This is a genomic window from Streptomyces sp. Xyl84 (assembly GCF_059731885.1).
Window position 1 is genome coordinate 3,926,829 of sequence record NZ_AP029182.1, and the last position, 13,594, is coordinate 3,940,422.

Sequence of the window (13,594 nt, forward strand, 5' to 3'; positions counted from 1 at the left end):
AAGACCTCTCTTCAGGAGTACGCCATGTGTGGAGCGAAGGCCGGCGGCCCCGACGCCTCGACGATCAAGCCCGGTGAGACGACGATCCAGGGGCAGGTGACGCGTGACGGCGAGCCGGTGACGGGCTACGTCCGCCTGCTGGACTCGACCGGCGAGTTCACCGCGGAGGTCCCGACCTCCGCCACCGGCCAGTTCCGCTTCTACGCCGCGGAGGGCACCTGGACCGTGCGCGCGCTGGTCCCCGGCGGCAGCGCGGACCGTACGGTGGTCGCCCAGCAGGGCGGGCTCGCGGAGGTCGCGATCGCGGTCTGAGGCCGCCGAGCACGCGGAGGGCCGTACCCCGGGGTTGGACGCCAGGGGTGCGGCCCTCCGGCCTGTCCGCGCACCCGCCGCGCAGGGGGGCGCCGAACTACCCTGAAGGTATGTACGCACGGCGCCGCCACGCCTACTTCGCCATGATGGGCACCTGCATCACGCTGTTCGTCCTGGCGTGGGGGGTCGTGCGCATCTGGTCGGTGCCGGCCGCCGTCGGCATGTGTCTGTTCGCCATGGTCATCCCGCCGGTCGCCGCCATGGTCGCCAACCGGCGCGGCCCGGACGACCGCTGGTGGGACGACCCGTCCGGCGACCCGAAGTCCGACGAGTGGTGGGACGAGCTGGACGGCAAGAAACGCCGGTGACGGCGACCGCCGCGGTACGGCGCGGTGCCGTCGCTCAGTAGACGAGGGCCTGCGCCCCGTCGGCCAGCGCCTCCTGCACGAAGACCTGCGCACCCGCGATCCGCACGCCCTCGACGACGTCCTCCTCCGTGATGTCCCGGCGGGCCGCGCACTGCGTGCACAGGGTGACGCGGCCGGCCGCGAGGATCGAATCGAGCAGATCGGGCAGCGGGGCGGCGTGCGGAAGCTCGAACTCGGCCGCCCGGCCGGGCAGCGCGAACCAGGAGGACTCCCCGGTCAGCCACAGGGACACGTCCACACCGCTGGCCACGGCCACCGCCGCGACCGTGAACGCCTGCGAGCACCGCTCGGGGGAGTCCGCACCGGCCGTCACCTTGATCACGAGCTTCTTCGCCATGCCCGAATCGTAATCAACCCCCTTGCAACTACGGGCCCTGCCCAGGGGTCTCCTGTGCAGCGCGCATACGGAAGGCGCGCTTCATGTTCTGTGGGGGCACGTCTTGGAAGTACCGGAAAGACCGATTTCCGCGCCCGAAGGGGGTGCGGAAGCACAGAAGGGTCCGGAAGCGCAGGGGACTCTGGGGGTTCCGGGGGCGCAGGGGGGTCCGCAAGCACCGCCGAGGCGGTTAGGGCGCACTGCGCTGCTCGTCGCCGCCGCGGCCGTGCTCGGCGTGGTCGCCGGCACCTGCACGGGGTACGTCGTCCAGGCGGACCGCGAGCCCACCCCGCTCCCGCCGCTCTCCCAGCCGGTGGTCGAGCAGGCCGAGGGCGAGGCGGAACCGCTGCCGGCCGCGCAGGACCGCCGGGTGAAGACCGACGGCGACCTGCGCAAACTGCTGGTCGACCGGCCGAAGGGGGCCCGGGACGATCCGTACGGCGCGAACGGCGACGGCTGGATGAGCCTCACGGAGTACGCGCACGAGTTCACCAAACCGGACAAGGCGTTCGGCAACGACCTCTCGGACGATTTCCGGCGGGCGGTCGGCACCAGGTGGGAGACGGGCGACACCCATGAGGTCGAGATCCGTCTCGCGCAGTACCGCCAGGAAGAGGAACTGACCGCCGCGGGCCAGGCCGCCGGCGCGATGTACTGGGCGGAGCGGGAGATCCACGGCCACCACTGGCCGATCCCGGGCACCGGCTCCGGCATGGCGTACACGGCCACCGAGCCCCACCGGAAGCCGGGATACCTGCCGATGTACGAGGCGGAGGCCCACGCCTGGCGCGGCGACATCGTGATGGAGATCTACGTCTACGACACCAAGCCGATCACCAAGAAGGAGATCATGAGTCTGGCCCAGCGGCAGATGGGACGGCTGTGAACGAGAACCAGTCGGACCAGCCGGTCCAGTCGTCCGTGCCGGCCCCCGCTCCCGCTCCCGATTCCGCAGCCGTGCCCGCCCCGCGCCGCCGCTGCTCGGGCGTCGTCGCCGGGTGCGTCGTGCTGCTCGTCGCGCTCGTCGGCGGCACCGGTTACACCGTCACCACCGTGCGCGCCGCCGACCGCGGCCCCGGCTCTCCGATCTGGCGCCTGCCGAAGTCCGCCGCCGAGCAGCATCAGGCCCCGGCCACCGGTCTGAAGGCGATGCTGCTGCCCTACGGGAGCCAGGAATTCGTACGCGGCCCCGACATGGGTGAGTTCGGGAACGACGCCGAGCTGAGCGGCGCGCAGGCCACCCAGCTGCGAAAGGACGCGCTGCGCAACCTGCCCAGCTCCCAGCGGCGGCAGCTGGCGAGGGAGATCGACAAGCAGCACGTCAAGGGCATGGTGATGCGCAGCTACATCAACGACGGTGCCGCGGTCGGCGTCAGTTCCTACGCGGAAAAGGCCTACACCGTCCAGATCGTGCTCTCCCGGATGGGCAGCAGCAGGACCGTGCGTTCCATCGCCGGCTACCAGCAGCAGTTCTTCGAGACGCTGAGGATCTTCCGCGCCGGTCCGAAGATCGAGGGGCACAAGAACGCCCGGTGCTTCCTGCCGCCCGCGGACTCCGAGGAGAAGCTCGACGCGATGATCTGCTCCGGGTACGAGGACGACGTCCTGGTCAGCGCGACCATGCAGGCGGTCAAACCGCTCGACACCGAGGACGCGGCCCGGATGTTCCGCAAGCAGCTCGACCGCATCAAGGGATCGGGGCAGGCGGTATGACCGAGCAGACCACCCAAGCGACCGCCGGGCAGAGCGCGAAGGGCACTCTTCCCGAACCACCGGCCGCGACCCCGCCGCCGGCCACGGACCCCGCGCCCGCGCTCACCGCACCCGCCCCGCCCGCCGGGCGGGACCGCCCCCGGCTGCGCGCACTGCTCCGGTGGACCGCCGCCGTAGTCGTGTTCGCGGTGGCCGGGGCCGGGACGGCGTACGGCATCACCCGCGCGGACCGTACGGACCTCCCCGGTCTCGCCACCGCGTCCGACGGCCGCTGGGACTACCCGCCGATCGTCAGGCCGCCGCTGCCGTCCGGCAGTCTCAGCCGGGACGACTCGAACAACACCGCCGGCGCGCACTACGCCGACCTGCGCGCCCTGGTGCTGCCCGCGCCGCACGGCGCCCGCGAGGACGCGGCGCTGCGGGGCACCGGCGGCTGGCTGGCGCCGAAGGACTTCCTCGCCGCGTACGCGCGTTCGCAGGACCGCGAGAAGTTCGGGCAGCAGCTGACCGACCACGGCCTGCGGCACGTCACCGCCCGCGGCTGGACCACGCCGGACGGCACGCGGACGCGGATCTACCTGCTGCAGTTCGACACCGCGGCCGTCGTGCAGCACCTGTACGACAGCGGGCTCTCCCAGTCCGGCGGCCCCGGGTACGAGCTGGCGGGTGTCGAGCGGTCCGTCTTCGACAACGGTTTCCCGACCGCTTCCCGGGTGGACGGCGTCGACCGCGTCGCCTACGTGGAGACCAAGCCCTACGGCGCCGAGCAGGTCCGGCAGGCCTACCTCCGCGCGGGGGACGTCCTCGCCCTGGTCGTCCAGTCCCGCAAGGGCTCCGCGGCCGCCGTGCCGTTCCAGCAGACGGTGACGCTGCAGAGCGAACTGCTCGGCTGAGCGGGTGAGGGAGCACCTCACCAAGAGGGCCGGGCCCGGGCCGACTAAGCTGGGGCCCGGCCCTGTGTACGTACGTACCGCACCGCGCTCGACAAGGAGCACCCCGTGGAGATCTTCTTCGAAACCCTGCTGGTCCTGGTCTGCGTCGGCGTCCTCGCCTTCGCCTACCTGACCGTGAAGAAGCTGTACCAGGGCCAGCGCTGACGACGTCCGGGAGCCACCGCTCATGATCGAGATCCCGTCCGACCTCCACAAGGACCTGGTCCCCCTCGCCTTCCTGCTCGGCAACTGGGCCGGTGCCGGTGTGCACGACTTCCCCGGCGCGGAGAAGTGCAACTTCGGCCAGGAGGTCACCTTCACCCACGACGGCCGGGACTTCCTGGAGTACCACTCGCACACCTGGGTGCTGGACAACGACGGCAACAAGGTACGGCCGCTGGAGTCCGAGTCCGGCTTCTGGCGGATCGACGGCAGCCGCAAGGTCGAGGTCACGATGGTCCGCGACGACGGCGTCATCGAGGTCTGGTACGGCGAGCTGGCCGACAAGAAGCCGCAGATCGACCTGGCCACGGACACCGTGGCCCGCACCGCCGCCTCCGCCCCCTACTCCGGCGGCAAGCGGCTGTACGGCTACGTCAAGAGCGACCTGATGTGGGTCGGCGAGAAGCAGACCCCCGAGGTCGAGCTGCGCCCCTACATGTCGGCCCACCTGAAGAAGGTCGTCACCCCGGAGGAGGTCGAGCGCTGGGCCAAGGCCCTGCCGGACGACCTGCCCGACGACGGCATCGCCTTCTTCAAGTAGTCCCGGGCACGCCCGGGCGGCCTAGACTCTCCGGTGTGGTGAGCACCGACTGGAAGAGCGATCTCAGGCAGCGCGGCTACCGGCTGACGCCGCAGCGTCAGCTCGTGCTCGAAGCCGTGGACACCCTGGAGCACGCGACCCCCGACGACATCCTCGGCGAGGTGAGGAAGACGGCGTCGGGGGTCAACATCTCCACCGTCTACCGGACGCTGGAGCTGCTGGAGGAGCTGGGCCTGGTCAGCCATGCCCACCTCGGCCACGGCGCCCCCACCTACCACCTGGCCGACCGCCACCACCACCTCCACCTCGTCTGCCGCGACTGCGACAACGTCATCGAGGCCGACGTCGAGGTGGCGGCCGAGTTCACGGCCAAGCTGCGCCGGCAGTTCGGGTTCGACACCGACATGAAGCACTTCGCCATCTTCGGCCGGTGCAAGGACTGTTCCGGCCGGGACCGTTCCCCGGGGAGTACACCGGGCACGTCGTAGGCTTGCCGTATGAAGAGCCCCCTGCTGTCGCTGCCCGGTGCCGTCCCCGGCGAGGGCGTGGACGAAGGCGTCGCCGCACACTACGGCGACCTGTTCCGTGAGCAGCGCGCGCTCGCGGACGGCACCGGTTTCGTCGACCTGTCGCACCGCGGTGTCGTCACCGTCTCCGGCGAGGACCGGCTGAGCTGGCTGCACCTGCTGCTCACTCAGCACGTCAGCGACCTGCCGGCCGGCCGGGCCACCGAGGCGCTGATCCTCTCCGCGAACGGCCACATCGAACACGCGCTCTATCTGGTCGACGACGGTGAGACGGTCTGGGCCCATGTGGAGCCCGGCACCCAGGAGGCGCTGATCGCCTACCTGGAGTCGATGAAGTTCTTCTACCGGGTCGAGGTCGCCGACCGCACCGCCGACGTCGCCGTGGTGCACCTGCCGGCCGGCTCGATCGCCGAGGTGCCCGAGGGCGCCGTCGTCCGCGAGACCGCCTACGGCCGCGACCTGTTCCTGCCCCGCGCCGAGCTGGAGTCGTACGCCGCCCGCAGCGGCCCGCCCGCCGGGCTCCTCGCCCACGAGGCGCTGCGCGTCGAGCAGCACCGGCCGCGGCTCGGCTTCGAGACCGACCACCGCACCATCCCGCACGAGCTGGGCTGGATCGGCACCGCCGTCCACCTGCAGAAGGGCTGCTACCGCGGTCAGGAGACCGTGGCCCGGGTGCAGAACCTGGGCAAGCCGCCGCGCCGCCTGGTCTTCCTGCACCTGGACGGCAGCGAGGTGCACCTGCCGGCGCACGGCACGGAGATCCGCCTCGCCGACGAGGGCCCCGACGGCCGCCGGATCGGCGTGATCACCACGTCCGCACGCCACCACGAACTGGGCCCGGTCGCCCTGGCCCTGGTCAAGCGGAACGTCCCCGTGGACGCCCGGCTCATGGCCGGGGACACGGCGGCGGCGCAGGAAGTGGTCGTGGAGCCGTAGCCGGCCGGCCGCACCCGCGGTTCAGATCTCCAGCAGGACGGTGAACGGGCCGTCGTTCGTCAGCGACACCCGCATCCGCGCGCCGAAACGGCCCGTCTCCACCGTCGCGCCCAGCGAGCGGAGCTGCGCGACCACCTCGTCCACCAGCGGTTCGGCGACCTCGCCGGGCGCGGCGGCGTTCCAGGTGGGACGGCGGCCCTTGCGGGCGTCGCCGTAGAGCGTGAACTGGCTGATCACCAGCAGCGGGGCGCCCGTGTCGCTGCACGACCTCTCGTCCTGCAGCATGCGGATCGTCCACAGCTTGCGGGCGAGCTGCGCCGCCTTCTCCTTGGTGTCCTCGTGGGTGACCCCGACGAGGACGCACAGACCCTCGCCCTCGATGGCCCCCACCGTCCGGTCCTCCACGACGACGCTCGCGCCGTCCACTCTCTGCACCACTGCACGCATGCCGACCATGATGCCGGGCGCCGCCGCGGCCTCCGGACCGACGTCCATATCGTGCTTCTTTATGCTTCGTAACCCCCCATCCGGGGCTGATCGGGGGCACTCGGTCACATACCGGCGACTCAGGGTGGCACGATGCTTCCGTACGCGCCGGTCGAGGGGACGGTTGAGGCGCATGAGCACATCGAGTACCGAGCCGCAACCGCAGCCCGGGGCGGTCCCGCCCCTCGGCACGGCGGTCGCGGAGACCATCGCCCACCGGCCGCCGGTGCAGCGTACCGACAGCCCGCCGTTGCCGTCGGATCCGCCGCCCGCCGCGGACCGGCCCGCGAGCACCGAGGGGCTACCGGAGGCACCCGTGGCGGACCCACTGCTGGCCATGGAGCCGGCCGAGCCCGACCTGACGGTGCTGAGCCTGCCGGAACTGCGCGCCCTGCGCCGCAGGGCCCAACGGGACGAGGCGGACCTGAGTTACGTACGGCGGCTGCTCCAGGGACGGATCGACATCCTGCGCGCGGAGCTGGCCCGGCGGGGCGGCGCGGCGCGGACGGCGTCCGGCGGGGACGGCGCCGGGCCCGCCCCGGCCGTGGAGGACGGCGGGGCGTCCGTCGTCGAACGGCTCGCGGAGATCCTCCGGGACGCGCCCGCCCCCCAGCGTTCCTCGGCCCGGCACCTGACGCTGGGCACCCCGCAGGGCGAGGAGTACCGGCGGCTGTCCGCACAGATGCTCGCCGAAGTGGAGCTGTCGGACCTCGACGCCCGCACCGACCTCGAACTGGGCGCGGCGATGGGCCGGCTCGTCCGGTACGAGCAGCAGGTCTCCCGCCGCCGCCACCAGCTCCAGCACACGGCCGACGGCTGCAGCGCGGAGATCGCCCGCCGCTACCGCGAGGGCGAGGCCCAGGTGGACGACCTCCTCATCTGAAAGGGGCGGCGGCCCGATGGGCCCGATGGGCCCGGGCCGCCATGGCGCGCAGCACCCAGCGGGCCCGCGGGGTTCGCCGAGGCCGGCCGGTTCGGCTGGGCCGGCCGGCCCCACCCGTCGGCCCGACCCGCCGGACCGCCGGGCCCGGCTGGAACCCGCCGAGTGGGGCGGCCCGGGCGGAGGCCACCGGCCGGGCGAGGCGGACCGGGCGGAGGTCACCGGCCGCGTGCCCGGCAGGCGGGGCGCTGCCGGGAAAAGCCCGCGACACGTCCCCCTGGGCCCCCTACCGTCGAGCCATGACCGGCGACCACGACCCCACCGCCACCGACCGCCTCCCCACCGGCACCCGCCCGCACCCCACCGACGGCCACCGGCTCCCCGCCGACCCCGACCGCCACTCCACCGGCATCGACATCCGCCGAGTCGAGGAGGCCGACGTTCCCGACTGGATCCGTGCCCTGAGCACCGGGTTCCTGCGCAGTCCGGTCGTCTCCGACGACGAGGTCGCCGAACGCACTCCGCACTACCTCGCGTCGCGGACGCTCGGCGCCTTCGACCGGGGCCGGTGCGTGGCGACGTTCCGCTCCTTCGACCAGGAACTCACCGCCGTCGGCGGCGCGGCCGTCCCCGCCGACGCCATCTCCGGCGTCACCGTGACCGCCACCCACCGCCGCCGCGGCCTGCTCACCCGCATGATGACGCGGGACCTCGCGGCGGCGAAGGAACGCGGGGACGTCGTCGCCACCCTGGTCGCCGCCGAGTACCCGATCTACGGCCGCTACGGCTTCGGCCCCGCCACCTGGGCCACCGAGTGGACGATCGACGTGCCGCGGGCGGGCCTGGACCCCCGCCGGCCGGTCCCGGACGGCGGGGGCCGGATCGACCTCGTCGACGGCGACGACGTACGCGCGCTCGGCCCCGCACTGCACGAGCGGCTGCGCCGCGTCCAGCCCGGCGCGATCGACCGCCCGGAGCGCTGGTGGCAGGTCAACACGGGAGCGGTGCGCCTGGAGCACAGCCCGTGGACCGAGCCGTTCTACGCCGTGTACCGCGCGGCGGACGGCACGGTCGAGGGCCTGGCCGCCTACGTCTGCGACGACACCTGGACGGACGCCAAGCAGCCGCTGAACACCGCCGCCGTGAAGAACCTGATCGCGGTGTCCCCGGCCGCCGAACGCGCGCTGTGGCTCCATGTGTGCTCGACGGACTGGGTGACGAAGGTGAAGAGCGGCTGGCGGGCCCCGGACGACCTGCTGCCCCTCCTCCTGCCCGATCCGCGCGCGGCCGTGATCACCACACAGGCCGACTGGCTGTGGGTGCGGATCCTGGACGTCGTCCGGGCGCTGGAGGCGCGGACCTACGCCGGGTCCGGGACGCTGGTGCTGGAGGTCGCCGACGAGAGCGGATGGGCGCGCGGCCGCTGGCGGCTGGAGGCCTCACCCACCGGTGCGTCCTGCACACCGACGACGCGGAGCGCCGATCTGACGCTGCACGTCAGGGAGCTGGCGCCGCTGTGGCTGGGGGACGAGTCGGCGGTCCGGCTCGCGGCGCTCGGCCGCGTCCGGGAAGAACGAGCGGGCGCCGCCGAGGTGGCCGACGCCCTGCTGCGTACGTCCAGGCGACCGTGGTGCCCGGACCTGTTCTGAACGCTCCTTCCTGCCGGTGACCGTGACGGGGGTGACGATCCGTAGCGTGCTGTTCTGTTGTGGCTGTGCCATGGGGACGGTCTTCAGTTGTGGCGGTGCTGCGAGACGCTCTTCGGTTGTGGCTGTGCGGTGTCGCCGACCGGGCCCCCGGCTCCCCTCCGGAGGGGAGCGCGGTCCGACGTAACCCCCTGTGTCACCGTGGAACCAACCGGCCAGAGGTTCGACCATGTCCGGCAAGTTGGCCACCAACTTCTCTCTACTTATCTCCGCTTGGAAGCGGCTCATAACCACCTTTCCCTGAACTGCCCAAAGATGGCGAGAAGTTGTACCGTTCAGTGGTGGACCCGGAACACGCCTTGGCCAGTGGGCGGAAGAGGACACGGCGGCCACAGAGGTCACACCACGAGGTGGCCGACGAACTGCGGCAGCGGATCAGGACCGGTGTGCTGCGCCCGGGTGAGCGCATGCCCACGCAGGCCGTGCTGGCCGCCGAGTTCGGCGTCGAGCGCGGGGCCGTCCGGCAGGCCCTGCGCATCCTCCAGTCGGAGCATCTGCTCACTCATGTGACCAAAGGGAGCCCGGCGACCGTGGCGGCCCTCCCGGAACGGGCCCTCACCGGCCCCGCCGCCCCGCCGCTGCCCACCACGGCAGCGCTCGCGCCCCGTATCGCCGCCGCCTTCACCGCCTCCCACGTGGAGATCGACGCGCTGTGCCTGACCGCCGTCTCGCTGACCCTGGCCATGGGCGAGCCGCTGCGGCAGATCCACGCGGGGCGGCTGAAACCGGCCAAGGTCGACGTGCGGGTGCTGCTGCCCAGCCGGGACATCGAACTGGCCTTCCCCGCGCCGGTGGACCCCTCCGCGCGGGACCACCGCCTGCGCACGCGGTGGCTGGCCGTGCGCAACGCGCAGGGCCAGGTGCTGCGGCACAACCTGATGTCGCTGCGCGCCACCCACGGCATCGACGTGCGGGTGACCTTCCGCGCGCTGCCCTTCACCCCGCCGGTCAAGCTCTACCTGCTCAACGGCACGGAGGCGCTGTTCGCGTACTACAGGGTGCGGCGCCGTGAGGAGGAGATCGACCACGAGCCCTTCCAGCTCTACGACGCGCAGGGCACCCGTTCGATGCTCTTCTCCTTCGCGGAGGGCGCCGGGCCGAGCGACACGGCGTTCGTCGAGCAGTCGCACGTCTGGTTCGACGCGCTGTGGGAGACGATCAGCTCGGAGCTGGTGCTCACGAGCTGAGGTGCTCCCCGGCGGGGCCGCTCACAGGGCCGGGCCCGCCACCAGCATCGCCAGGACGACCGCGCCGGCGGAGCTGAGGGCGGGGCTCTTGGCCTTGATGCCGACGGTGAGCAGCAGCAGGCCCACGAGGCCCGTCGCGCCGTACTTCCACTGGACGATCTGCTCGAAGCCGACGACGAAGAGGGCGGACAGGAGGGCGAGGACAGGCACGGCGATTCCCCCTTCTATCGCCAACTCGCTCAAGTTGGCAGCCAACTTATTCTCAGTTGTCCCCACTTGGCGATAGTTCGAAACAGATCTAGAACAACTCCCGCCAAGTGAATCGAAGTTGTAGCGTTTGGTTGTGACCCAAGAGAACCTGGCCGTGGACGGCAGCCGGAGGAACTCTCCGCAGGAGATCGCCGACGCCCTGCGCGAGCGGATCCGCGCGGGCGAGCTGAAACCCGGCGACCGCCTGCCCACCCAGGCCGAACTCGCCGAGGAGTTCGGGGTGGAGCGCGGCACCGTGCGCCAGGCGCTGCGGGCCCTGCAGGGCGACGGGCTGCTCAGCAACGTCAGCAAGGGCAGCCCGCCCAGGATCGCCGACGCCGCCCCCGCGCGGGAGGAACCGCAGCCGACCATGGTCGCGCTCGCCCCCCGGCTGACCGAGGCGTTCACGAACCGCCGGGTGCGCATAGACGTCGTCTCCCACACCGCGGAGACGCTGATGCTGGCCATGGGCGAGCCGCTCCGGCTGATCCACGAGGGCCGCATACGCCCCGAGGTCGTCGACGTCCGGGTCCTGGTGCCGTCCAGGAACATCGCGCTGGCCTTCCCGGTGCCCGTGGCGGGCCGCGGCGAGGACGACGTGGTCCACCAGCGCTGGCTCGCCATGCGCAACGCGCAGGGCCAGGTGCTGCGGCACAACCTGATGTCGCTGCGCGCCACCCACGGCATCGACGTGCGGGTGACCTTCCGCGCGCTGCCCTTCACCCCGCCGGTCAAGCTCTACCTGCTGGGCGAGGAGGAAGCCCTCATGGGCTACTACACGCTCACCCGGCGCGAGGAGGACTGGGGCGACGAGACCCTGGACATGTACGACGTCCTCGGCTCCCAGTCCCTGCTCTTCTCCTTCCTCAAACGGGCCGGACAGCGCGACGCCGCGTTCGTCACCGAATCCCAGAAGTGGTTCGACGCCCTCTGGGAAACCATCACCACGGACCTGACACTCTCCTAGTGACTTCTGACACGACGCAGCCGGGGATGCGGGCGCTGCGGGACCTGGTCTCCCGCACGCAGGTGGTCCTCTGGGACTTCGACGGCCCGATCTGCCGCCTCTTCGCGGGCCACTCCGCGAAGCGGGTGGCGCACGGCCTGCTCGACTGGCTCGGACAGCAGGGCCTGCACGGGCTGCTGAGCGACGACGAGCGGGAGCCGCTGGACCCGCACGCGCTCCTGCGCGCCGTGGACCGCCGGCGCCCGCGCAGCGACCTGGTGACGGAGCTGGAGGAGCGCCTCACCCAGGAGGAGCTGAAGGCGGCGGTCACGGCCATGCCGACCCCGTACGCCGACCCGCTGATCCGCACCTGGACCGCCGTCGGCGCCCGGCCGGCCGTCACCAGCAACAACTCACCGGCCGTGGTGCGCGCCTACCTCCAGGGGCGCGGCCTGCTGCCCTGCTTCCAGCCGCACCTGTACGGCCGGACCGGCGAGCTGCGGCACCTCAAGCCCGACCCGCACTGCCTGCACCGCGCGCTCAGCGCCATGGGGGCGGCCCCCTCCACCGCCCTGATGATCGGGGACACCCCCACCGACCTGGAGGCCGCCCGGCGGGCGGGCGTGCACTTCCTCGGCTACGCCCGCAACGAGCACAAGGCGCGCCTGCTGGAGGAGGCCGGCGCGAGGACGGTCGTACGGTCCCTGAGCGACCTGCTGGCGGCCCTGCGCCCCGCCTGAGACCCCGGCGCACCGTCCCGGCCGTGGTCCCGCGCCGGTGCGACGCGTGGTGAGGCCCGAGAGGTTCGGGTCACCCTCCGTGGCGAGGTGGGAGTAACGTGTTCCCACTTCAGCACCCTTCGGCGGGGTCCGCCCCCGCGGCCGGGTGCGACCCTCCCGGGGGGCTCAAGGCGAAAGAAACGGGCCATGCCGCTCGAACTTGCTTCACTCGGACTGGACGCACCCGAACCCGGTCCGTCCGAACCCGGTCCGTCCGGGACCGGTTCACCCTCACTCGTTCCGCCCGTGCCCGGGTCCCCTCCACCGGCTTCACGCGCCCGGCTGCGTGCCCTCGCGGCGAGCGGTGACCCGAGCCGGGTCGAAGGGCCCCTTCAGGGGTACCACCACGAGACGTACGCCTTCCCGCTGGCGGGCGAGCTGGGCGCGCTGCGTCCGGGGCGGTGGAAGTGCCGGGAGCCGCGCAGCGACCTGCTCTGGTTCGACCGGCGCTGCTTCGCCTCCGAGGAGCAGCTGCTGGCGGCCCTGCGGGGCCGGATCGGCCGGATCCCGGAGCTTCTCGAAGCCGGCGGCATCGGTCTGCAGCGGTTCATCGAGGGCCGCACCCTCGGCGCGCTGTGCGCGTCCGAAAACGCCGTGCCGGGCGGGCTGTTCGGCCAGATCGTCGAACTGTTCGGCCAGCTGATCGCGGTGACGCCCGGCATGCTCACCGTCGAGCGCCGCTGCGAGGCCGCCGACCGGCCGGCCGACGGGGACACCGCCGCGTTCCTCGAACGGCTCGTGCACTTCGCCGAGGAGCGCGTCTACGCCCGCAACCTCGCGGACTTCGGGGAACTCTTCGCGGACCTGGGGATCGACGGCGAGGCGTTCAGACGGCTGCGCAAGCACCTGAAGGGGCTGCGCGAGCGCCCTTTCTGCCTGCTGCACGCCGATCTGCACCGGGAGAACTTCATCGTCGACGCGGAAAGCCGGCTGTGGACGATCGACTGGGAACTGGCCATGCTCGGCGATCCGCTCTACGACCTCGCCACTCACCTCTACCTGATGCGGTACCCGCGGTGGCAGGCGCGCCGGATGACGCAGGCCTGGTGCCGGACCGCGGAGACCGTCCGGCCCGGCAGCTCCCGCGGCTGGGAGCACGACCTGGAACTGCTCGTCGGCTTCAAGAAGGCGCAGTCGGTCTTCACCGACGTCATCCGGACGGCGCTGGCCCTGGGCACGGGTCCCGGGCCCGACCGGCGCACCCTCACCGCGCTGGGCGGGAAGCTGCACCGCGTCCTGGTGGCCGCCGCGCACCCGCTGGCCCTGGAGTCGGTACCCGCCCCGGCCGCCGTCGCGGCCGCCCTCGCCCGCTGGCACCGCATCCACGGCCCCCGGCGGGGCGAACCGGCGGGGCGGGGCGACCCGGCCCCCTGA

General features: G+C 72.4%; 17 protein-coding genes. 14 read left to right on the forward strand and 3 right to left on the reverse strand.

Annotation, left to right across the window (positions count from 1 at the left end; translation table 11 throughout):
• Positions 1-24 precede the first annotated feature (24 nt).
• Positions 25-312, forward strand: a complete 288-nt coding sequence (locus AC6I72_RS17060) for a DUF1416 domain-containing protein (RefSeq protein ID WP_006139129.1) — start codon at positions 25-27, stop codon at positions 310-312.
• A 110-nt stretch (positions 313-422) separates the two neighbouring features.
• Positions 423-680 carry a DUF3099 domain-containing protein gene (locus AC6I72_RS17065; RefSeq protein WP_037857147.1) on the forward strand — a complete coding sequence of 86 codons (258 nt, stop codon included), beginning with the start codon at positions 423-425 and terminating at the stop codon, positions 678-680.
• A gap of 34 nt (positions 681-714) precedes the next feature.
• On the opposite strand, the gene AC6I72_RS17070 is transcribed toward AC6I72_RS17065, so the two are convergent.
• Positions 715-1,077, reverse strand: a complete 363-nt coding sequence (locus AC6I72_RS17070; RefSeq protein WP_498001708.1) for a DsrE family protein — start codon at positions 1,075-1,077, stop codon at positions 715-717.
• A gap of 274 nt (positions 1,078-1,351) precedes the next feature.
• On the opposite strand from AC6I72_RS17070, the gene AC6I72_RS17075 reads away from it, so the two are divergent.
• The 6 genes from AC6I72_RS17075 to ygfZ all read left to right on the forward strand — a co-directional run bounded on the left by AC6I72_RS17075 (position 1,352) and on the right by ygfZ (position 5,987).
• A complete protein-coding gene (locus tag AC6I72_RS17075) occupies positions 1,352-2,002 on the forward strand; it encodes a hypothetical protein (protein WP_498001709.1) in 651 nt (216 codons plus the stop codon).
• Positions 1,999-2,829 carry a hypothetical protein gene (locus AC6I72_RS17080; protein WP_498001711.1) on the forward strand — a complete coding sequence of 277 codons (831 nt, stop codon included), beginning with the start codon at positions 1,999-2,001 and terminating at the stop codon, positions 2,827-2,829. The genes AC6I72_RS17075 and AC6I72_RS17080 overlap by 4 nt, the downstream gene beginning before the upstream one ends.
• Entirely contained in the window at positions 2,826-3,722 is an 897-nt protein-coding gene (locus AC6I72_RS17085) for a hypothetical protein (protein ID WP_498001712.1), read from the forward strand. Before AC6I72_RS17080 ends, AC6I72_RS17085 begins: the two co-directional genes overlap by 4 nt.
• A gap of 226 nt (positions 3,723-3,948) precedes the next feature.
• On the forward strand, positions 3,949-4,524 hold the full coding sequence (locus AC6I72_RS17090; RefSeq protein ID WP_498001713.1) for a heme-binding beta-barrel domain-containing protein: 576 nt from the start codon (positions 3,949-3,951) through the stop codon (positions 4,522-4,524).
• A gap of 35 nt (positions 4,525-4,559) precedes the next feature.
• Complete coding sequence (locus AC6I72_RS17095; protein ID WP_498001714.1) at positions 4,560-5,012, forward strand: Fur family transcriptional regulator; 453 nt, start codon at positions 4,560-4,562, stop codon at positions 5,010-5,012.
• 9 nt (positions 5,013-5,021) lie between these two features.
• Positions 5,022-5,987: a CAF17-like 4Fe-4S cluster assembly/insertion protein YgfZ gene (ygfZ, locus tag AC6I72_RS17100; RefSeq protein ID WP_498001715.1), complete on the forward strand. Its 966-nt coding sequence runs from the start codon at positions 5,022-5,024 to the stop codon at positions 5,985-5,987.
• A 21-nt stretch (positions 5,988-6,008) separates the two neighbouring features.
• Here the strand turns inward: ygfZ and dtd are convergent, their stop codons facing one another.
• A complete protein-coding gene (gene dtd / locus AC6I72_RS17105; protein WP_037857295.1) occupies positions 6,009-6,434 on the reverse strand; it encodes a D-aminoacyl-tRNA deacylase in 426 nt (141 codons plus the stop codon).
• A gap of 172 nt (positions 6,435-6,606) precedes the next feature.
• Between dtd and AC6I72_RS17110 the strand changes: the two genes are divergently transcribed.
• From AC6I72_RS17110 to AC6I72_RS17120, 3 genes are all read left to right on the forward strand, one after another.
• Positions 6,607-7,356: an RsiG family protein gene (locus AC6I72_RS17110; RefSeq protein WP_498001716.1), complete on the forward strand. Its 750-nt coding sequence runs from the start codon at positions 6,607-6,609 to the stop codon at positions 7,354-7,356.
• 296 nt (positions 7,357-7,652) lie between these two features.
• Positions 7,653-9,002 carry a GNAT family N-acetyltransferase gene (locus tag AC6I72_RS17115; RefSeq protein ID WP_498001717.1) on the forward strand — a complete coding sequence of 450 codons (1,350 nt, stop codon included), beginning with the start codon at positions 7,653-7,655 and terminating at the stop codon, positions 9,000-9,002.
• A 323-nt stretch (positions 9,003-9,325) separates the two neighbouring features.
• On the forward strand, positions 9,326-10,246 hold the full coding sequence (locus AC6I72_RS17120; RefSeq protein WP_498001718.1) for a FadR/GntR family transcriptional regulator: 921 nt from the start codon (positions 9,326-9,328) through the stop codon (positions 10,244-10,246).
• A 21-nt stretch (positions 10,247-10,267) separates the two neighbouring features.
• Here AC6I72_RS17120 and AC6I72_RS17125 read toward each other — a convergent pair whose 3' ends face one another.
• On the reverse strand, positions 10,268-10,456 hold the full coding sequence (locus AC6I72_RS17125; protein ID WP_037857129.1) for a hypothetical protein: 189 nt from the start codon (positions 10,454-10,456) through the stop codon (positions 10,268-10,270).
• A gap of 127 nt (positions 10,457-10,583) precedes the next feature.
• Here AC6I72_RS17125 and AC6I72_RS17130 point away from each other — a divergent pair, with 127 nt between their 5' ends.
• The 3 genes from AC6I72_RS17130 (at position 10,584) to AC6I72_RS17140 (ending at position 13,594) form a co-directional block, all read left to right on the forward strand.
• Positions 10,584-11,462, forward strand: a complete 879-nt coding sequence (locus tag AC6I72_RS17130; RefSeq protein WP_498001719.1) for a GntR family transcriptional regulator — start codon at positions 10,584-10,586, stop codon at positions 11,460-11,462.
• A complete protein-coding gene (locus AC6I72_RS17135; RefSeq protein ID WP_498001721.1) occupies positions 11,411-12,181 on the forward strand; it encodes an HAD family hydrolase in 771 nt (256 codons plus the stop codon). Before AC6I72_RS17130 ends, AC6I72_RS17135 begins: the two co-directional genes overlap by 52 nt.
• A 285-nt stretch (positions 12,182-12,466) precedes the next feature.
• On the forward strand, positions 12,467-13,594 hold the full coding sequence (locus AC6I72_RS17140; RefSeq protein WP_498001722.1) for a phosphotransferase: 1,128 nt from the start codon (positions 12,467-12,469) through the stop codon (positions 13,592-13,594).

Excerpts from the sequence above, each read along its gene's own strand:
- ygfZ (WP_498001715.1), top strand. The coding sequence starts at position 5,022 with ATGAAGAGCCCCCTGCTGTCGCTGCCCGGTGCCGTCCCCGGCGAGGGC.
- dtd (WP_037857295.1), bottom strand. The coding sequence starts at position 6,434 with ATGCGTGCAGTGGTGCAGAGAGTGGACGGCGCGAGCGTCGTCGTGGAG.
- AC6I72_RS17070 (WP_498001708.1), bottom strand. The coding sequence starts at position 1,077 with ATGGCGAAGAAGCTCGTGATCAAGGTGACGGCCGGTGCGGACTCCCCC.
- AC6I72_RS17060 (WP_006139129.1), top strand. The coding sequence starts at position 25 with ATGTGTGGAGCGAAGGCCGGCGGCCCCGACGCCTCGACGATCAAGCCC.
- AC6I72_RS17110 (WP_498001716.1), top strand. The coding sequence starts at position 6,607 with ATGAGCACATCGAGTACCGAGCCGCAACCGCAGCCCGGGGCGGTCCCG.
- AC6I72_RS17115 (WP_498001717.1), top strand. The coding sequence starts at position 7,653 with ATGACCGGCGACCACGACCCCACCGCCACCGACCGCCTCCCCACCGGC.
- AC6I72_RS17065 (WP_037857147.1), top strand. The coding sequence starts at position 423 with ATGTACGCACGGCGCCGCCACGCCTACTTCGCCATGATGGGCACCTGC.
- AC6I72_RS17090 (WP_498001713.1), top strand. The coding sequence starts at position 3,949 with ATGATCGAGATCCCGTCCGACCTCCACAAGGACCTGGTCCCCCTCGCC.
- AC6I72_RS17085 (WP_498001712.1), top strand. The coding sequence starts at position 2,826 with ATGACCGAGCAGACCACCCAAGCGACCGCCGGGCAGAGCGCGAAGGGC.